The following is a 23,273-nucleotide window of genomic DNA, read 5'->3' as shown; positions in this document are numbered from 1 at the left end:
CCCAGGTCAAAGATCGCCGTCCGTATCCCTGCCGCAAGGGAGGCCTATCGGCCACGAGCGATGGTCTTTGTCGCATAATCGCATCGAACTCGACCTCTTTCCGGAGTCCCGCATGACCGACAAGATCGCCAAGCCGGCCCAGCAGCCCATCCAGGTCTACTCCTGGCCGACGCCCAATGGCCACAAAGTGCACATCATGCTCGAGGAGTGCAAGCTTCCGTACGAGGTGACGGGCATCAACATCGGGGCTGGCGACCAGTTCAAGGAAGAGTTCCTGGCCATCAGCCCCAACAACAAGATTCCCGCCATCGTCGATCCCGAGGGGCCCGACGGCAAGCCGATCTCGCTGTTCGAGTCGGGCGCCATCCTGGTCTACCTGGCCGGCAAGACCGGCAAGTTCCTGGGCAAGACCGACCGCGAGCGCTACAACACGCTGCAATGGCTGATGTTCCAGATGGGCGGCGTCGGCCCGATGTTCGGCCAGGCCCACCATTTCCGCCTGTACGCGCCCGAACGCATCGAATACGCCACCAACCGCTACACCAACGAAGCCCGGCGGCTTTACGGCGTCATGGACAAGCAGTTGTCCCGCCAGGCCTTCCTGGCGGGCCGCGCCTACACCATCGCCGACATGGCCACCTGGCCCTGGACGCGCTCGCATGCCAACCAGGGCGTGGACCTGGCGGACTTCCCCAACGTCAAGCGCTGGTTCGACGAGATCCACGCGCGTCCGGCCGTGCAGCGCGGCATCCAGGTCCTGGCCGACCAGCGCAAGCCGCAGGACGCCACCGCGAAGGAAAACCTGTTCGGCGCCACCCAGTACCAGCGGCGCTGACACCCGGGCGGCGGCGCCTTGCCGGCGCGCCGCCGCCCTCAGGCCAGCCAGGCCCCCAGCACCGGCGCCAGCAGCACCATCGACAGGCCGCTGAATATCATCAGCAGGCTCGCCATGACGCCCGCCTCCTCCCCCAACTCCCGTGCCTTGGCCGTGCCCAGCGCGTGGGCCGCCGCGCCGTAGGACGCACCGCTGGCCAGCCCGGAGCGGCGCGGCATCAAGGCCAGGATCAGTTCCCCGGTCAGCATGCCGGCCAGTCCGGTGAAGACCACGAACATCGCGGCCAGGTCGGCGTTGCCGCCGAAGCGGTCGGCCGTGGCCATGGCGAATGGCGTGGACACCGAGCGCACCAGCAGGCTGCGCGCGACCTCGGGCGCCAGGTGGAAGGCGCGCGCCAGCCACCACGAGCTGGCCACCGCCGCCGTCACGCCCGCCACCGTGCCTACGGCCAGCGCCGGCCACAACTCCCGTATCAGGCGCCGGTACTGGTAGATCGGCACCGCGAACGCGACCGTGGCCGGGCCCAGGAACCACAGCAGCACGCGCGTGTCGGCCGTGTATTCGTCCAGCGAGATGCCGGTGGCCAGCAGCAGTGCCAGCAGCGCCAGCGGGGTCAGCAGGATGGGATGCGTCCACAGCCGCGGATGGCGGGCATAGAGCAGCTTGTTCAGGTAATACAGGGCGACCGTGGCCACCACGCACAGGGCGATGATCATGATGCCGCCTTCGCCGGCACGCGGGCGCGGCGTCGCCGGGCGATCCATTCCACGGTCATGGCGGTGGTCAGCATCACGCAGGCGTTGCCGAGCACGATGACGGCCGCCAGCTTCAATCCCTCGCTCCTGAGCAGGTCCTGGTAGCGCACCATCGCGACCACCGCGGGAATGAAGAACACCAGCATGTCCGCCAGCAGCCATTGCGCGCCCTGGTCAATGCGATGAAGCGGCAGGCGGCCGCTCAGCAGCAGCGCGAGCACGGCGAACAGCCCCACCACCCCGCCGGGTATGGGCAGGCCGGTCCAGCGCACGGCGGTATCGGCGGCCCACCAGACGGCGACCAGGGCCAGGACTTGCAGGATGCGGGCGGCGAAGGAAGGAACGGGACGATGCTGCATGATGGCGAACCAAGGGTATACCCGTAATTCTAGGCAACTTCCATACATTTATAAAATGAATAAAATCCATATTTGGAATTCCATATTGGAATGAAATGGATTTGCGCGCCCTGCGGTACTTCGTCGAAGTCGTCCAGCGCCAGAGCTATACCGCGGCGGCGCGGGCGCTGTTCGTCACCCAGCCCACGGTCAGCAAGATGATCCGGCAACTGGAGGACGAACTGGGCACGCCGGTGCTGCGCAAGTTCGGCCGGCGCATCGAACCGACCGACACCGGCCGCATCGTGCTGGAACGCGGCCGGCAACTGCTGGCCCTGCACGCCCAGTTGCAGGCCGAACTGTCCGACGTGCGCCAGGCCGCCCGGGGCGAGCTGGTCGTCGGCACGCCGCCGCTGGCGCACCACCTGCTGGCCCCGTTGCTCGCGCGCTTCCACCAGGACTACCCGGGTATAGAGCTGCGGCTGTTCGAGCGGGGCTCGCGCTCGGTCGAGGACGAACTGAAATCGGGCACCCTCGAGATCGGTGCCATGCTGCTGCCGACGGACGAGAACGAATACGAGACCCTGCCCATCTGCAATTTCCCGCTGCGCCTGATTGCGCCCGCCTCGTCCGGCTGGGCAGGGCGGGAACGGGTCCGGCTGGACGAGCTGGCCGCCGAATCCTTCATCTTCTACGGCGAAGGCTTCGTGCTGAACGAGGTGGTCCACGCCGCCTGCGTCCAGGCCGGCTTTACGCCGAAGATCGCCGGCCGCAGCAGCCAATGGGACTTCATGGCCTCCATGGTGGCCGCCGGCGTGGGGCTCGCCCTGCTGCCCGAGCTGTTCAGCCGCCAACTGGACCGCTCCCGGCTGGCCGTGGTCCCGCTCGACGATCCGCAGCTGTGGTGGCACATGGCCTTCGCCTGGCGCCGCGGCCGCTATCTGTCGTTCGCCGCCCGCGCCTGGCTGGACCTGGCCCGGCGCACATTGCCCGGGGATGGCCGGGCCGCGGGCGATAATGGCGTCCTTTGGGAAGAGGGAAACCGCTGATGCGCGCCGACATATTCTGCCGGGTGATCGACAACTACGGCGACATCGGCGTGTGCTGGCGCCTGGCCCGCCAGTTGGCCCGGGAACACGGCTGGCGGGTGCGCCTGTGGGTGGACGACCTGTCCGTGATGACGCGCCTCGCGCCGCAGGTGGATCCCAAGGCGGCCTCGCAGCGGGCGGATGGCGTGGACATCGTCCATTGGACACGCCCGGCGCCGCCGCTGGCCCCGGGCGACGTGGTCATCGAAGCATTCGCGTGCGATCCTCCCGTCGAATTCGTCCAGCGCATGCGGGACCAGGTCCGCCCGCCCGTCTGGGTCAACCTGGAATACCTGAGCGCCGAGCCCTGGGTCGAGACCTGCCATGCCCTGCCCTCGCCCCAGCCTGGCGGCCTGCGCAAGTACTTCTTCTTTCCCGGGTTCACGGCCGCGACGGGCGGGCTGCTGCGCGAGCGCGGCCTGCTGGCCGAACGCGATGCCCTGCAGGGCGACCCCGCTGCCCGGGCCGCCTTCCTGCGCGGCGCCGGCCTGCCCGAGCCGCTGGCCGGCGAACGCCTCGTCACCCTGTTCTGCTATCCCGACGCCCCCGCGTCCGCGCTGGCCGACATGCTGGCGGGCGGCGACACGCCCACGCTGCTGGCCATCCCGCCCGGTGTCGCGCCCTACCTGGCCGCCGGTACGCGGGGCCGCCTGCGCATCGCCCGGGCGCCCTTCCTGCCCCAGGCCGACTACGACCGCCTGCTGTGGAGCGCCGACCTGAATTTCGTCCGGGGCGAGGACTCCTTCGTCCGCGCCCAGTGGGCCGCCCGCCCCATGGTCTGGCACATCTACCCCCAGGCCGAGGCCGCCCATGTCGACAAGCTGGAGGCCTGGCTGCGGCGCTATCCCGCCCCCGCGCCCGCTTCCGCGCTGCAGACCGCCTGGAACGGCGACGCCGGCGCCGCCCGTTTTCCGGGGCTGCTGGCCGAGGCCTTGTCGCCGGCGGTATTCGGACCTTGGCGGGAAGCCGCCCGCGCCTGGAGCGGCAGCCTGGCCGCACAGCCCGACCTGGCCACCCAATTGACCGGTTTCTGCCAGGCACGACAGGAAAACCACGCCTGATGCCGGCACTAGCCGGAGTGCCTCGTCCCAGGCTATACTGATTGGCTGCACAGGCCGTATGGCCGTCTTTTGGGCATCGCGGTTGCTTACGCGCCGGCTGTCCAGCGTTCCCTCCCCTAAGGTTGCTCCAGCATGAAAATCGCTCAGGAACTGCGCGTCGGCAACGTCGTCATGGTCGGCAAGGATCCCCTGGTCGTCCAGAAGGCCGAATACAACAAGTCCGGCCGCAACGCCGCCGTCGTCAAGATGAAGTTCAAGAACCTGCTGACCGGTTCGGGCACGGAATCCGTCTACAAGGCCGACGAGAAGTTCGAAGTCCTGGTGCTCGAGCGCCGCGAGTGCACCTACTCGTACTTCGCCGATCCCATGTACGTCTTCATGGACGCCGAGTACAACCAGTACGAAGTCGAAGCCGAGAGCATGGGCGACGCCCTGCACTACCTCGAAGAAGGCATGCCCGTCGAGGTGGTCTTCTACGAAGGCCGCGCGATCTCGGTGGAAATGCCCACCATCGTCGTGCGCGAGATCATCTACACCGAACCCGCCGTGCGTGGCGACACCTCGGGCAAGGTCATGAAGCCCGCCAAGATCAACACCGGCTACGAACTGCCGGTGCCGCTGTTCTGCGAAATCGGCGACAAGATCGAAATCGACACCCGCACGGGCGAATACCGTAGCAGGGTGAAATAACCCCCCTACGCGCTTACGCGCGCCCAGCAGGTGAGCCCCCAGCCGCTACGCGGCAGCCCCCCCGAGAGGGCCGGGGCCCGCCTTGGGGCGGCCCGGCGCCGGGCCCCGTGGGGCGTGCGGGTGGACCGGCGAAGCCGGATCCACTTCGCCTCGTCTTTCTTGGGGGCCTTTGGCCCCCTTTCCCCCATAGTTTCGTCTATTGGTTGGCTTGCGCTTTTTTGACGCAGGGCAGGCGCAGGTTCGCCCCGCTTTGCGGGACGAACAAACGTCCTCATTGCAGGCGGTCGTCGTCCAGCAGGGCGGGGATGGGGGCTACGGCTATGCCTTCTTCGGCCAGGGATTGACGTTCTTCCTGGGTGGCCACGCCGCGGATGGGACGCTCGGGGGCGTCGCCGTGGTGGATGCGGCGGGCTTCGGTGGCGAAGCGTTCACCGACGTTTTCGGTCCTGCGCAGGAGTTCGCGCAGTTGCTGCAGCATGGCGGCCTGCATGTCGGGAGACATGGGCGCGCTGCCGGACTCGCGGGCAGCGGGAACGGCGGGCGCCTTGCTGCCGGATACGTTCAACATGGGCGCCGACAGTTTCTTGTCGATGGACTTGCTGTCGCACAGCGGGCAACTGATCAGGCCGCGTTCGCGTTGCGTGTCGAAATCGGAGTGCGAGCTGAACCAGCCTTCGAATACGTGGCCGTGCTCGCATTGCAGATCGAAAACCTTGAATGCCATGGATGATGCGCCTGTCGCCCCGGGGGACGCCTGGCGCGGTCTGTACCTGTAGATAACCCTATCGTACCCCAAGCCAGGGGCTTGCAGCCGCCCGGGCGTCGGCGTTCATACCGAACGCGACATCGACCCCTGCTGCGGCTCGTACACGCAAGTGCGGTTGCGCCCCTGCCGCTTGGCGGCGTAGAGCGCGGCGTCGGCCTGGCGCACCAGCAGCGCCGCCGTCGTGCCGTGGCCCGGCACCATGGCATCGACGCCTATGCTGACCGTCATCACCCCCTGCTCGCTCTTCAGGTGGGGAATCCGCGCGTCCAGCGTGGCCTTGCGGATGTTCTCGGCGATCAGGTAGGCGCCGTCGATGTCCGTCTTGGGCAGCAGCACCGCGAATTCCTCGCCGCCGTAGCGCGCCGCCATGTCGGCCGGACGCCGGATGTTGGCCTGGATCACCTGGGCGATGGTGCGCAGATACTGGTCGCCATGCTGGTGGCCGTAATGGTCGTTCAGGGCCTTGAAATGGTCGGCATCGATCAGCAATAGCGCCAGCGAGCTTTCCTCGCGCGCGGCCCGCCGCCATTCGCGCTCCAGCGCCTCGTCGAAGCGGCGGCGATTCGACAGGTTGGTCAGGCCGTCGGTGGCCGCCATGGCCAGCAGTTGGGCGTTCTCGGCCTCCAGCGCCTCTTCCGCCTTCTTGCGGCGCGACACGTCGCGGATGTTCAGGATGCAGCGTTCGTCGCCCATCTCGGGCGGCAGCCGCTTGACGCTGGCCTCCAGCCAGCTCCACGAGGAATCCCGATGCCGCGCCGGGAAGGTCAGCATGCGCGGCCAGGACTGCTCGTCGCCGGAAAAGAGCGGCACATAGTCCGCGCGCACGAAATCGTCGATGTTGCGCCCCTCGATGTCTCCCGGCACCCATCCCAGCACGTCCTTGATCGCCGGCGAGATATAGGTGACGGTGCCGTCGGCCCGGCACAGCGCGATGATGTCGGCGGAGTTCTCGGCCAGCACCCGGTAGCGCGCCTCGCTGCGCAGCGCGCTGCGCTCGGCCGCCAGGCGCAGCGCGAATTCCCGGCGCAGCATCCAGACCAGCACCATGGTGCCCATGCACAGCAGCAGCGTAAGGATGGCGATGATCCCGGCCTTGTTGCGCCAGGCCGCGTAGATGTCGCTGTCGGCCATGCCCACGAGCACGATCAGTGGCAGCGGAGGCTCGACCGCCGTGAAGGAATAAAGCCGGGTCACTCCGTCCGTGGCCGACACGGCCTCGTACGAGCCGCTATCGGACGCCGGGTAGCGCTTGAACAGTTCGAGGTCGGTCAATTGCTTGCCCAGCAAGCCCTGCACCGCCGGAAAACGCGCCATGACCGAACCGTCGGCGCGCAGCAGCATGATGGAACCGTTCTGGCGCAGGTCCAGCTGGCGGAACTGGTTTTCCAGGTGGGAGATGCGCAGCGTGCTGACCACCACGCCGCCGAAACTGCCATCGGACCGGGTGACCCGGCGGCTGATGGCGATGGACCACATATTGGTCAGCCGGGAGAAGAAAGGCCGGCTCACGAAAAGGCCGACGTCGGAAGCCTCCTTGTGCACGCGGAAATAGTCGCGCTGCGAAAACTCGACCCCGCGCGGCTGTACCGACTTGGAGTCGGTCAGCATCCGGCCCTCGGTATCCAGCACCACCATGGTTCCCACCCCGCGCATCTGCGGCAGGCTGCCGAACAACAGTTGGTGGCGGCGATAGGGGTCCAGGCCCTCGGCTTCGGCAAGCCGCAGGCCATTCAGCATGGATTGCAGAGAAAGGTCGACCAGCTCGATGTCGCGGCCGATGCCGTCGGCGACCACCCGGCCCAGGTTCACCGTGGCTTCCCTGGCCGCTCGCTTGGCATCCTGGCGGGTGTCGTATAGCGCGGCCGCGCATACCAGGCCGAAACACGCGACCACCAAGGTGGCCCATAACGTTAGCCAGCGCATGGACCGAACGATATAGGTTACAAAAATTAACCGGGACTATACATCCATTGGGTGGCCGGCGGTACGCGTCTTAACGGTGATTTGCATTCTCCGGGCCGGAAGCGGGCCCCGTCCGGCCGCGCGCCGCCCTCTCCGCCATCGCGTGGTAGCGTTCGCTCAGCCGGCGCAGATGCTCTTCATCCATGGTCTCGATGGCGACCAGCTTGCTGTTGGCGCCTTCCAGCGCCCCGAGCAACTCGTCCAGCTTCAGGTGCAGCGCCTCGCTGTCCTTGTTCTGGCTGCGCTGGATCACGAACACCATCAGGAAGGTCACGATGGTGGTCCCGGTATTGACCACCAGTTGCCAGGTTTCGGAAAAATGGAATATCGGCCCGAGCACGGCCCAGAGCAGGATGGCCGCGCATGCCACGCTGAACGCCGGCGGCGATCCCGTGCTGCGGGTGACCGCCGTCGCGAAGCGGTCGAACAGTCGCCCCCGGCCGTTTCTCCGCGTGCTGGCTTGGTTCATCGTCGTCTCCCGTGGATGAGGACGACATGGCCCAGCAAGCGGCGTACCCGCGATTCGGAGGAAGGAGAAATGGTGCGCCCGGCCGGAATCGAACCGGCACGCCTTGCGGCGGCGGATTTTCTTACCCGCTACTGCTCGCGCAGCCGGATTGCACGGGGCAACGCCGTTTGGGGTCTGGACTCTGCCTTGACCATCGCGTCGCGCGGCGGAATCGCCGCGCCCAGCCTTAGGTCCCCGCCGTCGAGTCTCTACACACGCCCGGCGGCCTGCATCGGCCGCCTGCTTGGCTCGGCGTTCCCGTGCCAGGGGTTCGCCGAATTTGACGGGTTCTACTCCCGGACTTTCGTCCAGGGCACTCCACTCTTACGGAAGTCCGCTACGTCTACCAGTTTCGTCACGGGCGCACGGGCGGTATTGTAGCCGATGCGCCCCGCCCTCCTGCCCCGCCGCCCGCCGAATCAGGAATAAGCCTGGCGCAGCACGTTCTTCTGGACCTTGCCCATGGTGTTGCGGGGCAGCTCGGGCACCACGTAGACGCGCTTGGGCACCTTGAAGTTGGCGATCCTGGCCTTGAGCTCGGCGATCATGGCCGCCTCGTCCAGGCTGGCGCCCGGCTTGGGCACGACCACGGCCACCACGGCCTCGCCGAAATCGGGGTGCGGCACGCCGATGACGGCGCTTTCCTCCACCCCCGGCATGTCGTCCAGGAAGCTCTCGATTTCCTTGGGGTAGACGTTGAATCCGCCCGAGATGATGAGGTCCTTGCTGCGTCCGACGATGGACAGATAGTCGTCCGGCACCCTGGCGCCGCCCGATTCGCCGCCCCAGCGCCCGACGTCGCCGGTCTTGAACCAGCCGTCCTGGGTGAATTCCTCCCTGGTCTTCTCGGGCATGCGCCAATAGCCCTTGAACACGTTGGGTCCCTTGACCTGGATGTTGCCGATCTCGCCCGGGGGGCACGGCACGCCGGCATCGTCCACCACCCGCGCCGATACGCCCGGCAGCGGCTTGCCGACGGTACCGCCCAGGCGCTCGCCCTGGGCCGGGTCGTAGGGATTGGAAACCAGCATGACGGTCTCGCTCATGCCATAGCGCTCGAGAATGGTGTGGCCCGTGCGTTCGCGGAAGGCGTTGAAGGTTTCCATCAGCAGCGGCGCCGATCCCGACACGAAGAGCCGCATGTTGCGGCAGGTGTCGCGCCCGAACACCGGTTCGGCCAGCAGCCGCACATAATAGGTCGGCACGCCCATCATGACGGTGCAGCGCGGCAGCAGGCGCAGCGCGGCGGGCACGTCCAGCTTGGGCAGCCAGATCATCTTCGCGCCGGCCAGCAGCGCGCCGTGCGCGGCCACGAACAGCCCGTGCACGTGGAAGATGGGCAGCATGTGGAGCAGCACGTCGTCGGCGCGCCAGCCCCAGTATTCATGCAGCACGCGGGCGTTCGAGGCCAGGTTGCCGTGGGTCAGCATGGCCCCCTTGCTGCGCCCCGTCGTGCCCGAGGTGTACAGGATGGCCGCCAGGTCGTCGGCGGCGCGCACGGCCACCGCATGCTCGGGCGCAGCCTGCGCAGCGGCGTCCAGCAGCGTGCCGGTACGATCGTCGTCCAGCGTGTACACGTGGCGCGTTCCGGCACGCTGCGCGCAGCGGTCCACCCATTCCTGGTTCTTGCTGGCGCAGACCACGACCGACGGCTCGGCATCGCCCAGGAAATAGTCGATCTCGGCTTCCTGGTAGGCGGTGTTCAGCGGCAGGTAGACATAGCCCGCGCGCAGGGTGGCCAGGTACAGCAGCAAGGCCTCCGGCGACTTCTCGACATGGACGGCCACGCGGGCGCCTGCGGGCAGGTCCAGCGAACGCAGCAGATTCGCCATGCGCGCCGTCTGCGTCTCGACCTCGCGCCAGGTGTAGTCGCCGGCGCCGGGCGCCTCGATGCACACCGTGTCGCGATCGGCGGGGAAGCCCGAGGCCAGCAGGGAATAGAGATTCTCGTCTTTCATCTATCTTCTTCGGTCTGGAAAGGTGAAGCGTCGCCGCCGAACACCGGGGGTCGTCCTTCTAGGAACGCCGCCACGCCTTCGCGATGATCGCGGGTATCGCTGTAGGAAAAAAATGCCGCCAGTTCGGACTCGTCCAGCGGCTCGGGCCGCTGCAGTCGCCGTACCATGCGCTTGTTCAGGGTGGCCGCCAGCGGCGCGCCGGCGGCCAGGCGGGACAGGGTGCGCGCCAGCTCGGCCTCGAGTTCGGCATCCTCGACCACACGGGTCAGGAGGCCCTTGGCATGGGCCTCGGCGGCATCCAGGATGCGGCCTTCCAGCAGCAGCTCCAGTGCCACCGCGCGGCCGGCCACGGCCAGCAGGCCGGCCAGCTCGGCCGGCGCCATGGGGAATCCCAGCCGGGCGATGGGCGCGCCCACGCGAGTGCTGCCGCCGGCGATGCGCAGGTCGCAGCAGCAGGCGATCTCGAGCCCGCCGCCCACGCAGGCTCCTTGCAACAGCGCCACCGTGGGCAGCGGACATTCGTCGATCGCGCGCAGCGCCGGCGCGATGATCCGCTCGTGATAGCGCCGCACCGAATCCAGGCTGCCCCGCTCCACCGGAAACTCGCCGATGTCGGCGCCGGCCGCGAAGTGGCCGCCGGCGCCCCGGATCACGACGGCGCGCACGCTGGGCTGGCCGGCGGCATCCCGCATCGCCGTGGCCAGCGCGCGCCACATCCCGGCGGTCAGCGCATTGAGCTTGCCCGCGTGCGCCAGGGTCAGCGTCAGGACGCCATCCCTGGCCGACACGTCGATCCGGCCCGGCGCCGGCGCGGCTTCCATGGCTGGGTCCCCGTCCATCAGTCGGCCTTGATGCCCGCGTCCTTGGCGACCTTGGCCCAGCGCTGCACTTCATCATGCAGGTATTTGCCGAACTCGGCGCTGGTATAGCGCGGGACCTCGGAACCATTGCTCAGCCACACCTTCTTGATCTCGGGCGTGCCCAGCGCCTTCTGGACCTCGGCGTACATGCGCTCGACGATGGGCTGGGGCGTGCCCTTGGGCGCCCACATGGCATACCAGGTCGAGACCTCGTAGCCCGGCAGGCCGGCCTCGGCCGCGGTGGGCACGTCGGGGAAGGCGGACGAGCGCTGCGACGCCGCCACGGCCAGCGGCTTGATCTTGCCGGCGCGGATGTGCTGGGCCGACGACCCCAGCCCATCGAAGGCCAGGTCGACCTGGCTGCCCATCAGCGCGAGCAGCATGGGGCCGGCGCCGGTGTACGGGACGTGCGCGATATCCACGCCAGCCTGGAGCTTGAACAGCTCCCCGGCCAGGTGGTGGGACGTGCCGTTGCCCGCCGAGCCGAAGTTGAGCTTGCCTGGCTGGCGGCGGGCGTGGTCGATCAGCCCCTTCAGGTCGCTGAAGGGTTCGGTGGGCGCCGCGACGATGATCTGCGGCGGCTGCGCGATGAGCGTGACGGGAACGAAATCCTTTTCGATATCGTAGGTCAGGCCCTTGTAGAACGACGGCGCGATGGCGTGGTGCGCCCCGCCCACGAAAAAGGTGTAGCCGTCCGGCTGCGCGCGCGCCGCGATGGCCGCTCCCACCGTGCCGCCCGCTCCCCCGCGGTTGTCCACCACGACGCTGTGTCCAAGCTGGGCGCCCAGTTGCTGCGCCAGCGGCCGGACGAAGGCGTCGGTGCCGCCCCCCGCCGGGAACGGCACGATGATGGTGACGGCCTTGGACGGCCAGGCCTCCGCTCCCACTGCATGGCCACCCGCGGCCGCGCCCACGATGCAGGCGATCAAGGCAATGCTGCGTTTCATCTCCTGTCTCCTTTCTTTTGGTATGAAGGTACTACACGCTGGCTCGTGCCAGTTCTATCAAAGCAGCCGGGCCACTCCCCTGCTGGTCTCGGGCTTCCCCTCGCCCAGCCGGGCCAGGTTGTCGTCCAGCGCATCCAGTTCGTACACGTAGTTGACCATCATGCCGCAGGACTGGGCGCGGCCCTTGCGCGACGTGTCCGCCTTCCAGTTCAGCCGTTCGATGCGCGCGCCATTGCCCAGGTGGAACCGCGCCACCGAATCGAGCGGCAGCGAGCCCTTGCGTTCGACCAGGTAGCGCGCCGCCAGCCTCATGGCCACGGCCTGCACGGCCGGCGGCGCGGCCTCGTCGTCCACCGCCTGCTGGATGGCGGCCAGCACCTGCGCGCCGGTAGCGCCTTCCAGGCCGGCCTTCTCCTTGCGGACGATGGCGGCGAGATCCTCGGCGCCGCGTTTCCTGACCCAGTCGCAAAAACCCGGTATGGGCGAGAGCGTGGCGAAACGCTTGATCTTGGGCAGTTCGCCGTTCAATTCCTCGATCACGCGCTTGAGCAGGAAGTTGCCGAAGCTGACGCCGCGCAAGCCCTGTTGCGTGTTGGAGATCGAATAGAAGATGGCCCAGCGCGCCTTGTCCAGGTTCTCCATGGGCGCGCCTTCGTCCAGCAGGCTCTGCACGTTGCCGGCCATGTCGGCGCAGAATGCGACCTCGACGAAGATCAGCGGCTCGTTTGGCATGCGCGGATGGAAGAACGCGTAGCAGCGGCGATCGGAATCCAGGCGGTTGCGCAGGTCGGTCCACGAGGCGATCTCGTGCACCGCCTCGTAGATGATGAGCTTCTCGAGCAGCGAAGCCGGCGAATCCCAGGTGATGCGCCGCATCTCCAGCAGGCCCACGTCGAACCAGTTCGACAGCAGGCCCTCCAGATCCGCGTCCAGCCCCTGCAAGGCCGGGATCTTCGAGCGCCAGGCCAGCATGTCGGTGCGCAGTTCCAGCAGGAAAGGCAGGCCGTCGGGCAAGGCGTTCAGGCGCTTGAAGAAGCGGACGCGGGCATGCGAGAGCGCGCGCGACAAGTCCGAAGGCGTCTCCTTGCCGCCCGCCTCGGACGGCCCCGCCGCCGACGCCCCCACCTCGCCCAGCAGCCCCAGCATGGCGCCGCGACGCTGGGCGTCGGCGGCGCGATAGGTCTCCTGCCAGGCCGACGCGGCGCGATTGGCCGCGACATCGGTCAGGCGCGCCTGGAAGCACGGCAGCAGCATCGCCCGCTGGCGATTGGCCTCGCGCGTGGACAGGGCGACGCCGTCGGCCTCGCGGCCCGGCTCGGCAACGGCCTGGGGCCGTCCTCCCAGCCATTTGCTCCAGCGGGCCAGCAGCGACTGGGTCGGCTGCGGATCGGGGGCCGGCGCGGCGGGCCGCGCATCGGCGGCATCGTGACGATCGCTGTTCAACATGTCGTTCATGTCCCTTCTGAAAGACTCAACCCGATTGCCTGGACAGCGAGGCCATCAGGTCGGCGAAACGCTGCCCCTGCACCACCACGTGGTCGCGCGCGCGCTCGGCGGCCAGGCCGGCATCGCCGGCCAGCAGGGCCTCGACGATGCCCTCGTGCTCGTCGTAGGACGTGGCGATGCGGTCGCGCACGCGCAATTGCAGCCTGCGATACGGCCCCAGCCGGCGATGCAGCTTGATGGCTTCCTCGTTCAGGAAGCCGTTGCAGCCCAGGCCGTAGATGGTGCGATGGAAAATCTCGTTCAGGTAGTAGTAGGCATTGGCGTCGCCGGCATCGCGCGAGGCCTGGCAGGCCCGGTGGGCCTCGAGCAGGCGGCGGTGGTCATCGGCCGTCATGCGCCGCGCGGCCAACCGCGCGCACATGGCCTCGATCTCGCCCATCACGTCGAACATCTCGATCAGGCGCTGGGGCCCGATCTGCGCCACCAGTGCGCCCTTGCGCGGCCGCATTTCCACCAGGCCGGCGGAAGCCAGCTGGATCAGGGCCTCGCGTATGGGCGTGCGCGAAACGCCGAAGCGGTTGGCCAGCACGGTCTCGTCCAGCGGATCGCCCGGCGACAGTTCGCCGACGGCGATCAGCTCTTCGATGGTCTCGCGCAGCGTCTCGGAGCGCTTCTTCTCGTTGCCGGGAGATGGGGGGCGGGATGACATGGCGCCATCTTGCCCCATCCCGTCCTTGTATACAAGAGATTTTTATAAATACACAAGAATAGGGGTCTGCTTACACACTACGCGCCTGCCGCCGCTCCAGCCACAGGGTGGCCAGCAGCATCACCGTCGTGGTCAAAGCCACCGTGACCAGGCTCATCGCCATGCCTTGCCCCACCGAACCCTGCTCGAACTGCCTCCAGATGAACAGCGATACCGTCTGCACCCCCGTGGGCGCGAGCAGCAGCGAGGCCACCAGCTCGCGCGAGGCCACCGCGAACACCAGCAGCATGGCGGCGGCCAGGCTGGGCGCCAGCAGCGGCAGCAGGATGCGCGCCAGCGCCGTGACCGTACCGGCGCCATGCACCCGGGCCGCGGCCTCCAGGTTGTCGCCGATCTGCATGAGCGCGGCGTGGGAATAGCGCACCGGATAAGGCAACAGCAGGCAGCAATAGGCCAGCAGCAGGATGCCCCAGGTGTTGTAGGGCGTGGCGGGCCAGAAGGCCTGGTTCCAGGCCAGGATCAGGCCTACCCCGACCACCACGCCCGGCATGGTGTTGGGCAGCACGGCCAGGGCGTCGAGCACCGCGCGGCCGCGCGTGCGGGTCTTGACCACGCAGTAGGCCACCAGCACGCCCGTCAGTCCGGTCACGATGGCCGCGCCGGCGCCCAGCATGAGGCTCGTCGCCAGCGCGCCCGAGGCTTCGCTGCCGCCCGCGGCGATGGCCTGGAAATGCGTCAGCGACAGGTTGCCGACGGCCAGGCCGCCCGACAGCGTGCGGCTGAATGCCGTCGCGGCGATGGCGAACAACGGCGCGAAGGTGGCCACCGCCACGATCACGGCGAACAGCGCGGCGGCGGGCCAGCGCCAGGCTCCCAACGGCAGGTTCTCGCCCCGCGCGGGCTTGCCCGTGGTGGTCTCGTATCCCCTGCCCGTCAACATCCGCCGCTGCCAGACGAAGGCCAGCATGGCCAGCGCCACCAGGATCAGCGACAGCACCGAGGCGCCGGGCAGGTCGATCGGCCATTCGGAAAACCGCCGCTCGATGCCCGTCACCAGCACGAAGAAGCCGGCGTTGGCCGCCAGCGCCGCCGGCGTGCCGTACTCCTCGATCGCCATCGCGAACACCAGCAGCAGGCTCGCGGCGATGCCCGGCAGGGCCAGCGGCAGCGTGATGCGCCAGAAGCAGCGCCAGGCCCCCGCGCCGCACACCCGCCCCACCAGCGCCAGACGGGAACCCGACGCGGCCATGGTGCGGGACACGGCGAAATAGACCACCGGCACCACGTTCAACGTCATCACGAACACCACGCCGCCGAACGAGAACAGCGCCGGCCCGGCATGGACGCCCAGCAGCTGCTGCAGGTATCCGCGCGGCTGCAGCAGCATGATCCAGCCCAGCGCGCTGATGTAGGGCGGGATCATGAAGGGCACCAGCATCAGGACGTCCCAGAGCCTGGCGCCGGGCAGGTCGAACAGGCCGCGCAGCGTGCCCAGCGGAATCCCGATAGCCGCCGCGGCCAGCACCACGCAGGCGCCCAGCTTCAGCGTGTTGATCGTCAGCTCGACCAGCTTGGGATCGGCCAGGACACCCGCCAGGTGGGCCAGCGGCCGCGCCAGCGAGCCCTGGGCCAGTTCGGGGAAGATGGCCTGCAGCAGGACGAAACCCAGCGGCATGGCCACCAGGATGCCCAGGGCGGACACCGCGGCACCCACCAACAACGTGTTCGCGCGCATGGAGCCCGCCTCTTGCTAGATATGTGAAGTCATGCATGGCCGGCGCCGCGACGGGCGCCGGCCGGGTCGGTCACTTGCGGCCGAACAACGTCGTGAAGCGCTCCAGCAGGGCCTGGCGGCCGGCACGCTGGGCCTCGTTTTCCATCGGCAGCGCCTTGATGTCCTTGATCACCGGACGCTTGGCCTGCACGTCCTGGCGGGCCGGGATCAGGTAGGTCGCGGCCACTCGCGCCTGGCCCGCGTCGGACAGCACGAAGTCGATGAAGCGCTTGGCGTCCTGCTGCTGGCGGCTGGACTTCAGGATCATCATCGGCCGTCCGGCGATCACCGTGCCGCTGGCGGGGAAGATGACCTCGATGCTCTCGCCCTTGGCCTGGTTCTCCAGCGCGACGTAGTCGACCGCGCCGAAGACCGCCGCCTTGGCACCCTGCAGGACGGGGTTCATCGCCTGCGCGTTGGCGCCGGCGATGGCCATGTCATTGCGCTTCAGGTCGGCGAACAGGCGCCACGCATCGGCGCCGCGCGCCGACTGCAGGCCGGACAGCAGTTCCAGCGCGGTCCCCGACTGGGCCGGATCGGGCATGTTGACCAGCCCCTTGAACTCGGGCTTGGCCAGGTCCGCCCAGTCCGCCGGGCGGGGCGTGCCGCTCTTGGTGTTCCAGGCGATGGCCAGCGCCGACAGGCCCTGCGCCACGTAGCTCGGCCCCTTGTACTCGGCCGGCACCTTGGCGGCATTGGGGCTGGCGTAGGCCAGCAGCCAGCCGCGCTTGTGCAGGTCCAGCGCGCTGTCCCACGAGGCCGAGATCACCACGTCGGCCTTCGGGTTCGAGGCTTCCGCTTCCAGCCGCGCCATCACCTTGCCGGTATCGGCCTGGAACACGTCGACCGACACGCCGGTCTGCTTCTTGAAGTCGTCGGCCAGTTGCTTGATCAGTCCGGCCGGGCCGGCGGTATAGACCGTCAGGGCCTGGGCCTGGCCGGCGGCCAGCAACGCGCCGAACGCCAGCGCGCCGATCAGAGGCTTGATTTTCATCATCGAGATTCCTGAGTCGAGAAACGGCATATCGCCGGGGGAAGGGTCACGCCGCCTGCGGGAACCAGCGCAGCCGGCTCCAGTCGAGATCCAGCCCTACCGGATGCAGGACAGGCATGCGTTGATCGGTCAGCCACGCCAGCTCGAAGGCATGGTGGTCGCTGCCCACGCGCACCGTGGTCGCGTAGTGCCCGCCGCGGAACCGCTGGGCGACCACGTGGCCCCGCAGGGCATGGCGTTCGCCCGCCTTCAGCGCGGCATGGGGAATGAAGAGATGGCCCGGTCCCGCCGGCCCGCCGGCCAGGGGTTCGGGGCAGACCAGCTCGAGGCCGCCGGCCAGTTGCCAGCCGCGCTCGGTGCGCACGCCGCTGCGCAGGGCCCCCAGCTTCAGGAACTCCACCACGTCGGGACTGGCGGGCTCGTTCACCAGCAGTTCGGGGGCCGCGATCTGGCACACCTTGCCGGCCCGCATGACCGCCACCGTATCGGCCAGCGCGAAGGCCTCCTCGTGGTCATGGGTCACGTAGACCGCCGTGGTGCCCAGCTCACGCAGCAGCAGCCCGATCTCGCCGCACAGGGTCTCGCGCAGGTCCCGGTCGAGATTCGACAGTGGCTCGTCGAACAGCAGCACCCGGGGCCGCGCCACCACCGCCCGCGCCAGTGCGACGCGCTGCTGCTGGCCGCCCGACAGGCTGCCCGGGGAGCGGGCTTCGTAGCCCGCCAGCCCCACCATGTCGAGCGCGCCCGCCACCCGCCCCGCCCGTTCGCTCCTGGGCACCCCGCGCACCTCCAGCGGGAAGGCCACGTTGGCCCCCACGGTCATGTGCGGCCACAGCGCATAGTCCTGGAACACCATGCCCAGGCCGCGCCGCTCGGGCGGAACGAAAGTCCGGTCGTCCACGACCGTGGCGCCGCCGATGGCGATGCGCCCCGCCACCGGACGGCTCAGGCCGGCCAGCAGCTTGAGCAGCGTGGTCTTGCCGCAGCCGGACGGCCCCAGCAAGGCCAGCACCCTGCCCGGTTCGAGCCGGATGTCGATGCCGTCCAGGATGGTATTGCCGGACAGGCGCTGCACCAGGCCCTCGATGTCGATGGCGGCGCCGGAGGAAGAAGATGCGGAATGGGAAGCGAAGTCGGACACGGGCGAACACGAACAGGAAACGCCGCCGTTCGCCGGCTCGCAAGAGCCCGGCCACGGCGCCGTAGGATCGTGTAAATACTATGTCCGCCCGATGACCGGATCATGACAGCCGGCCACCCCGCGCGGGGCGCCGGGTCAGAAAATGGACGTGATGGCGAAATGCTCCAGCACCGTGGGACACAGGGTGCCCAGCTTCGCGACCAGCCACATGAAGACGCACGAGAAACCGGCCAGCAGGGCCAGATCGCGCAAGCGCTTGAGAAATACCGTCAGGGGCCGATACTCCACGCCGTGGTATTCCATGGTTGCAGAACCTCTCATGATTGCGAAAATCCGCGACGAGAGTCTATTCGTCCCCGCCGCGAATCACCATATCCGGAAGGTCGTACTCCAAAGACGTGAAAAACGGCCGCGCCCGTCACAGGCCGGCCGGACGCACGTAGCCCGGGAAGTCCTTGTCCAGCACGTTCTTGAAGAACGGCGACTTGAACGCGGCGGCCAGGTCCTTGGCCCAGGGCTTGCCCTGGTCGGCGCTGCGGATCGCCACGACCTGCTGGAATTGCACGGGCGGCGTCTCCAGCGCCACCGCGCTGGTCAGCTTCAGGCCCGAGGCAATCGCGAAATTGCCCGGCACCACGGCGAACTCCACGTCGCCCACGGTACGCGGCAGTTGCGCGGCCTCGACCGGCTGCAGCTTGACCTTCTTGGGATTGGTGGCCAAGTCCTTTTCCGTGACGCGCAGCGGGTCCACGTCGGCCTTCACCGTGATCACCCGGTTCTGCTGCAGCAGCAACAGGGCGCGTGCCAGGTTGCTCGGATCGTTGGGCAGCGTGAAACGGTCGCCCTCCTTCACGTCGGCCAGGCTCTTGCGCGACTTCGAATAGATGCCCATGGGCGCGGTCGTGCTTTGCACCAGGTCGACCAGGTCCAGCTTCTGGTCCGCCTTGAAGCGGTTCAGGTAGGCGATGTGCTGGAACAGGTTGGCGTCCAGCGAACCTTGCGCCAGGGCCAGGTTGGGCTGCACGTAGTCGTTGAACTCGACCAGCTTGACCTTGTAGCCCTGCTTCTCGAGCTGGGGCACGATGCCCAGCTTGAGCACGTCATAGTTGTAGCCGGCGGTCGCGCCGAACACGAGGTCCTTCTTGGCGGGATCGGCGGCATGGGCGGCGGCGCCCAGCGCCAGGACGGCGGCGGCGGTGCCGAGGATGAAAGTGCGACGTAGGGTCATGATGGAATTCCCGGAAATGAATGCGGCACGGCCAGCCGTGCCTTCGACGGAAAGAAAGGATCAGCGTTTGTCCAGCCGGTGGGCCAGCGCGTTGCCGCCGAACTGGATGATCTGCACCAATACGATCAGCAGCGCGACGGTCAGCAGCATGACGTCGGTCTGGAAGCGGTAGTAGCCGTAGCGGATGGCCAGGTCGCCGATGCCGCCTCCGCCCACCACGCCGGCGATGGCCGAATACGACAGGAAGCTGACCGCCAGCACGGTCAGCGCCAGGATCAGGCCGGAGCGGGCTTCGCGTACCAGCACGCGCCAGACGATCTGCAGTTCGGAAGCGCCCATGGCGTGCGCGGCCTCGATCACGCCGCGCGGCACTTCGCGGATACTCTGCTCCACCAGCCGCGCGAAATACGGGATGGCGGCCACCGACAACGGTACCGACGCGGCCAGCGGGCCGATGGACGTGCCCACCACCACGCGCGTAACCGGCACCAGCGCGACCAGCAGGATGATGAAAGGAAAGGACCGCACGGTGTTGACGATCCAGCTCAGCACCAGGTAGGCGGGCCGGTTTTCCAGCGACTGCCCGGGTCCCAGCAGGAACAGCAGCACGCCCAGCGGGCCCCCGATCAGGATCGCGGCGGCCAGGCCGATGCCCAGCATCATGAAGGTCTGGCCGATGGCGACCCAGAGTTCGGGAAGAATGGCGAGGATATTGTCGGACATGGTCATGCGGCCCGGGTAGTCGGTTCCGCCGCCTGGGCGATGCGGGCGGCGTGTTCCTTGAGGATGTCTTCACGCACCTGCTCCTGGGCCAGTTCGCGGCCCAGCGCGCTCAGGCGCGGCGTGGCCTGGTCGCCCACGTCGAAGCGTTCGACCAGTTGCCCGTTCTCGAGCACCGCGACGTGGTCGCACAAGGCATGGACCACGTGCAGTTCGTGCGTGACGATGATGATGGTCACGCCCAGCCGCTGGTTGATCTCGCGCAGCGTGTCCAGCACCGAACGCGTGGTCTCGGTATCCAGCGCCGACGTCGGCTCGTCGCACAGCAGCACCTTGGGATGCGGCGCCAGGGCGCGCGCGATCGCCACGCGCTGCTTCTGCCCGCCGGACAACTGCGCGGGATGGTTGTGCAGCTTGTCGGTCAGGCCCACCACGGCCAGGCACTCCTGGACGCGGGCCTCGATCTCGGCCCGGCTGCGGTTGCCATGCAGCTTCAGCGGAAAAGCCACGTTCTCGTAGACGCTGGCGTTCTGCAGCAGGTTGAACTGCTGGAAGATCATGCCTATGCCCTGCCGGGTCTCGCGCAGCTCGCGCTTGGAGAGCCGCGTCAGGTCGCGGCCGTCCACCAGCACGCGGCCGGTGTCCGGGCGCTCCAGCAGGTTGATCATGCGCAGCAGCGTCGACTTGCCGGCGCCGCTCTTGCCGATCAGGCCGAAGATGCGCCCTTCGGCCATGTCCAGCGACACGGACTTCACGGCCTCGAACACCCGCCCGTCGGGCAGCTTGAACGTCTTGCTGACCGCTTCGAGCCGGATCAGCGGCGGTGCGGAAGGAGAGGAAGAATTCGGATTCATAGAAAAAGACGAGGCGGCTGGCCCCCGCCCGGCATGGGGCGGAAGCACCTTGGCCGCCACTGTAACATCGCAGTATGGGGCAAACGCCCGGCGCCGGGAACGACGCATTTTTCCTATGTATATTCTATTTCCTTATTAACCACTGCGTTCGTTCGACAAAAAACGCATAAGCGGCCGGTTCAGAATTTCAGCGTCATCCCCAGGGCCAGCGCACGCGGATAACCCGGCTTCACATAGTCCGCGTACTGGAATTCCCAATAGCGCTTGTCGGCCAGGTTGGTGATGGCGGCGCGGAAGATCGTGTCATAGCCGCCCAGGCGGGTTTCGTAGCTGGCGCCGACATTGACGATGGTATAGCCCGAGACCTTCACGTCGTTGGCCGGACGCAGCATCGTGCTGCCGGTGTACTTCAGATCGGCCCGCAGCTTGAGCCCCTGCACCTGCGGCACGCTGTAGACCACCTGCCCCGCCGCGACGAAGCGCGGCGCGCCGGCGACGCGCTTGCCGTTGTAGTCCGAGCCCTTGCGATATTCCGAATCCAGCAGCATCAGGTTGCCGCCCACGGTCCACGCCCCCGCCCGCTTCGAGGCCCCCAGTTCCAGGCCCTGGTAGACCGACAGGCCATCCTGCACCAGCACGTTGCCGGCGTTCGCATATTCGGCGCCGCGCTCGATGCGGAACAAGGCGGCGGTGGCGGCCCAGCCGCTGCGCTCGGTCTTGATGCCCACCTCGTACTGCTTGCTGGTAAGCGGCCCCAGCGTCTGGCCGCGGTTGACGTAGGCATTGCCCACCGTCGCGCCCTGCTCCAGCGACTCGACATAGCTGGCATAGGTCATGGTCTGCGCATCGGGCCTGAACATCACCGCCACCGTGGGCGTCACGCTGCTCTTGTCATACAGCGCCGACGTGGCGCCGTCCGGCGTGTAGCCTTCCTGCCTGAACCTGGTGTAGCGCACGCCCGCCAGCACCGACCAGCGATCCGACAGCTTGACGGTATCACTGGCGAACAGCGCCTTCTGCGTGATCTCGCCGGCCCGGTACAAGTCGAGCCCGCCCTGCGGATGGTAGGCAATGACGTTCCGCGACCCCAGCGACCCCGTGCCCATCTGCTGATACACGCTGTTCAGGCTGTAGTCGTTCTTCTGCTGCTGCCAGGACGCGCCCAGCACCACCTGGTGTTCCAGCGCGCCCGTCGCGAAACCTCCCTGCACCATGGCTTGCCACTGGTCGTAGGCATAACGCTCCGCGTAGTCCGACCGGTAGTCCTGGTAGTTGCCGCCGCTGTCCGTCAGGAACAGCACCGACTCGCTGCGGCGGGTCCCCAAGTTTGACGATGGGCCGGTCGTCCAGGTCGCTGCGCGTGACCACGGTGGTCGAGAACGGCGTCTCGAGCTGCGTCAGGCTGCCCAGCGCACCGGCATTGACCGGCGCTTCCAGGTCATGGAGCGTGGCCGATTCGCCCGTCGCGGTGACGGAGATGGTGGGAAGCTGCTGGGCGGTTTCCGGCGTCTTGTCCTGGTCCCTGGCGGAGGTATCGGCGGCAGCGGCCTGGGCCGCGAAAGCCAGGGACAGCGCCAGGACGAGGGCGGAACGACGCAGGCATGCGAGGCGGGCGTGATCGGCGTGGCGATCCTGATGAGAAGGAGTGTGCAAAATCGCTCTCGGGTAGAAATGGTGGGTCACAAAATTTGCGAATCATAATGATAAATGTTTTCATTTAAAAACAGGAATCCCCGGGAGCTGCTTCTCTCGATCGGTCGCCCCGTGAACACGGGAACGCACAAAAGAAAATCGCCGCCCCTTGCGGGAACGGCGATTGTCGGTGAACCTGGAGGCGCGTGGCGGAGTCGAACCGCCCTCAACGGATTTGCAATCCGGTGCATAACCGCTTTGCTAACGCGCCATGGCGAACAAGGTTCGCATTCATCTTTCCTTTTCCGCCCCATGGTTCTTGCATGATTTCGCATGCAAGGGGCTTGTGCTGGAAAGAGCCCGCTATTCTACACGAAGCTGCGCTTGTGTGCGAGGCGCGTGCCCGCCCCGCCCTTGCGGGCTTGCGCTAGTTCTTCCGGCGGGCGCGCATCACCTCGATATTCGCCCGTTGCTCGGGTGTGAAAGAGGCTTGACCCTGCGGGCCGGCGGCCCGTTCGGTGGCCAGGTACATGCCGGCATGCAGCGCCGCCAGCATCGCGGTGGCGTATTCCTTGCCGGTCAGCCGCTGGCGGGCCAGGGCGGCGCGCACGCGCGGCTGGGCCTCGAGCTTGCGCGCGATGTCCTCGACCGACTCGGCGTCGTCGTCATCGTCGTCGGCGGCTTTCACGTTCTTCAGTTCGGCGGCCACCGCGTCCATGCGGTCGAGCAAGGCGGGAGTCAGGCGGAAACGCGCCGGATCCGTGCCGTCGGCGGCCTGCGCGGGGTCCGCGGCGAGCAAGGCGCTCAGGACGATGACGGCCGAGGCGGCCGCCAGGGAAAGGAAACGGGTGCTTGGCGACATGGCGATACATACCTTGGGAAAAACCCCGGCAGACTAACCAAACCCTTCCCCCTCTACCCCACCCTGCCCGGGTAGGGTGTCGTGACCGACGCACGGGGATGCCGGGATGCCGCGGCTCGGGTACGATCAGGAATCCCCATTGTCG

Annotated in this window: 22 protein-coding genes, 1 tRNA gene and 1 pseudogene; 4 read left to right on the top strand and 20 right to left on the bottom strand. The window is 67.8% G+C overall.

Annotated features, from left to right (window positions below):
• The first annotated feature begins 112 nt into the window (after nt 1-112).
• Nucleotides 113-835: a glutathione binding-like protein gene (locus ABD104_RS00575; protein ID WP_087836968.1), complete on the top strand. Its 723-nt coding sequence runs from the start codon at nt 113-115 to the stop codon at nt 833-835.
• 38 nt (nt 836-873) lie between these two features.
• On the opposite strand, the gene ABD104_RS00570 is transcribed toward ABD104_RS00575, so the two are convergent.
• Nucleotides 874-1,551 (bottom strand): LrgB family protein, encoded by a 678-nt coding sequence (locus ABD104_RS00570; protein WP_243724330.1) that lies wholly within the window; start codon nt 1,549-1,551, stop codon nt 874-876.
• Nucleotides 1,548-1,949 (bottom strand): CidA/LrgA family protein, encoded by a 402-nt coding sequence (locus ABD104_RS00565; protein WP_087836966.1) that lies wholly within the window; start codon nt 1,947-1,949, stop codon nt 1,548-1,550. Before ABD104_RS00565 ends, ABD104_RS00570 begins: the two co-directional genes overlap by 4 nt.
• Before the next feature lie 95 nt (nt 1,950-2,044).
• On the opposite strand from ABD104_RS00565, the gene ABD104_RS00560 reads away from it, so the two are divergent.
• From ABD104_RS00560 to efp, 3 genes are all read left to right on the top strand, one after another.
• Nucleotides 2,045-2,977, top strand: a complete 933-nt coding sequence (locus ABD104_RS00560; protein WP_132978772.1) for a LysR family transcriptional regulator — start codon at nt 2,045-2,047, stop codon at nt 2,975-2,977.
• Nucleotides 2,977-4,077, top strand: coding sequence for an elongation factor P maturation arginine rhamnosyltransferase EarP (gene earP, locus ABD104_RS00555; protein ID WP_132978771.1), 1,101 nt, complete (start codon nt 2,977-2,979; stop codon nt 4,075-4,077). The genes ABD104_RS00560 and earP overlap by 1 nt, the downstream gene beginning before the upstream one ends.
• 132 nt (nt 4,078-4,209) lie before the next feature.
• Nucleotides 4,210-4,767 carry an elongation factor P gene (gene efp / locus ABD104_RS00550; RefSeq protein WP_087836963.1) on the top strand — a complete coding sequence of 186 codons (558 nt, stop codon included), beginning with the start codon at nt 4,210-4,212 and terminating at the stop codon, nt 4,765-4,767.
• A 271-nt stretch (nt 4,768-5,038) separates the two neighbouring features.
• On the opposite strand, the gene ABD104_RS00545 is transcribed toward efp, so the two are convergent.
• From ABD104_RS00545 to ABD104_RS00460, 18 genes and pseudogenes are all read right to left on the bottom strand, one after another.
• Entirely contained in the window at nt 5,039-5,491 is a 453-nt protein-coding gene (locus ABD104_RS00545) for a DUF1178 family protein (RefSeq protein ID WP_338615287.1), read from the bottom strand.
• Nucleotides 5,492-5,596: 105 nt separating this feature from the next.
• Nucleotides 5,597-7,456 (bottom strand): diguanylate cyclase, encoded by a 1,860-nt coding sequence (locus tag ABD104_RS00540; protein ID WP_132978769.1) that lies wholly within the window; start codon nt 7,454-7,456, stop codon nt 5,597-5,599.
• Between the two features lie 70 nt (nt 7,457-7,526).
• Nucleotides 7,527-7,964 carry a low affinity iron permease family protein gene (locus tag ABD104_RS00535; RefSeq protein WP_087836960.1) on the bottom strand — a complete coding sequence of 146 codons (438 nt, stop codon included), beginning with the start codon at nt 7,962-7,964 and terminating at the stop codon, nt 7,527-7,529.
• 458 nt (nt 7,965-8,422) lie between these two features.
• A complete protein-coding gene (locus ABD104_RS00530; RefSeq protein WP_343926996.1) occupies nt 8,423-9,961 on the bottom strand; it encodes a malonate--CoA ligase in 1,539 nt (512 codons plus the stop codon).
• On the bottom strand, nt 9,958-10,800 hold the full coding sequence (locus tag ABD104_RS00525) for an enoyl-CoA hydratase/isomerase family protein (RefSeq protein ID WP_425543302.1): 843 nt from the start codon (nt 10,798-10,800) through the stop codon (nt 9,958-9,960). The genes ABD104_RS00530 and ABD104_RS00525 overlap by 4 nt, the downstream gene beginning before the upstream one ends.
• Nucleotides 10,800-11,768, bottom strand: a complete 969-nt coding sequence (locus ABD104_RS00520; protein ID WP_132978766.1) for a Bug family tripartite tricarboxylate transporter substrate binding protein — start codon at nt 11,766-11,768, stop codon at nt 10,800-10,802. The genes ABD104_RS00525 and ABD104_RS00520 overlap by 1 nt, the downstream gene beginning before the upstream one ends.
• A gap of 57 nt (nt 11,769-11,825) precedes the next feature.
• Nucleotides 11,826-13,214 (bottom strand): malonyl-CoA decarboxylase domain-containing protein, encoded by a 1,389-nt coding sequence (locus ABD104_RS00515; protein ID WP_132978907.1) that lies wholly within the window; start codon nt 13,212-13,214, stop codon nt 11,826-11,828.
• 25 nt (nt 13,215-13,239) lie between these two features.
• Nucleotides 13,240-13,923 carry a GntR family transcriptional regulator gene (locus ABD104_RS00510; protein ID WP_087836985.1) on the bottom strand — a complete coding sequence of 228 codons (684 nt, stop codon included), beginning with the start codon at nt 13,921-13,923 and terminating at the stop codon, nt 13,240-13,242.
• 70 nt (nt 13,924-13,993) lie between these two features.
• Entirely contained in the window at nt 13,994-15,658 is a 1,665-nt protein-coding gene (locus ABD104_RS00505) for an ABC transporter permease (protein WP_132978765.1), read from the bottom strand.
• Nucleotides 15,659-15,728: 70 nt separating this feature from the next.
• Nucleotides 15,729-16,691, bottom strand: coding sequence for an ABC transporter substrate-binding protein (locus ABD104_RS00500; protein WP_243724329.1), 963 nt, complete (start codon nt 16,689-16,691; stop codon nt 15,729-15,731).
• Nucleotides 16,692-16,737: 46 nt separating this feature from the next.
• Entirely contained in the window at nt 16,738-17,832 is a 1,095-nt protein-coding gene (locus ABD104_RS00495; protein ID WP_132978764.1) for an ABC transporter ATP-binding protein, read from the bottom strand.
• 135 nt (nt 17,833-17,967) lie between these two features.
• Entirely contained in the window at nt 17,968-18,153 is a 186-nt protein-coding gene (locus tag ABD104_RS00490) for a hypothetical protein (protein WP_132978763.1), read from the bottom strand.
• A 97-nt stretch (nt 18,154-18,250) separates the two neighbouring features.
• Nucleotides 18,251-19,060, bottom strand: a complete 810-nt coding sequence (locus ABD104_RS00485; RefSeq protein ID WP_087836952.1) for a MetQ/NlpA family ABC transporter substrate-binding protein — start codon at nt 19,058-19,060, stop codon at nt 18,251-18,253.
• Between the two features lie 60 nt (nt 19,061-19,120).
• Entirely contained in the window at nt 19,121-19,783 is a 663-nt protein-coding gene (locus tag ABD104_RS00480) for a methionine ABC transporter permease (RefSeq protein ID WP_087836984.1), read from the bottom strand.
• Between the two features lie 2 nt (nt 19,784-19,785).
• Nucleotides 19,786-20,634: a methionine ABC transporter ATP-binding protein gene (locus tag ABD104_RS00475; RefSeq protein ID WP_087836951.1), complete on the bottom strand. Its 849-nt coding sequence runs from the start codon at nt 20,632-20,634 to the stop codon at nt 19,786-19,788.
• A 179-nt stretch (nt 20,635-20,813) separates the two neighbouring features.
• Nucleotides 20,814-21,992: pseudogene (locus ABD104_RS00470) on the bottom strand (TonB-dependent siderophore receptor); the annotation flags it as partial.
• A gap of 471 nt (nt 21,993-22,463) precedes the next feature.
• Nucleotides 22,464-22,537: transfer RNA gene (locus ABD104_RS00465), tRNA-Cys, on the bottom strand.
• Nucleotides 22,538-22,693: 156 nt separating this feature from the next.
• Nucleotides 22,694-23,128, bottom strand: a complete 435-nt coding sequence (locus ABD104_RS00460; protein WP_087836950.1) for a hypothetical protein — start codon at nt 23,126-23,128, stop codon at nt 22,694-22,696.
• Nucleotides 23,129-23,273 lie beyond the last annotated feature (145 nt).

The organism is Pigmentiphaga daeguensis, assembly GCF_039523035.1.
In the GTDB taxonomy this organism is placed as follows: domain Bacteria; phylum Pseudomonadota; class Gammaproteobacteria; order Burkholderiales; family Burkholderiaceae_B; genus Pigmentiphaga; species Pigmentiphaga daeguensis.
Note: the sequence above shows the minus strand (reverse complement) of the source record. Positions and strands in the feature narration are given on the sequence as shown.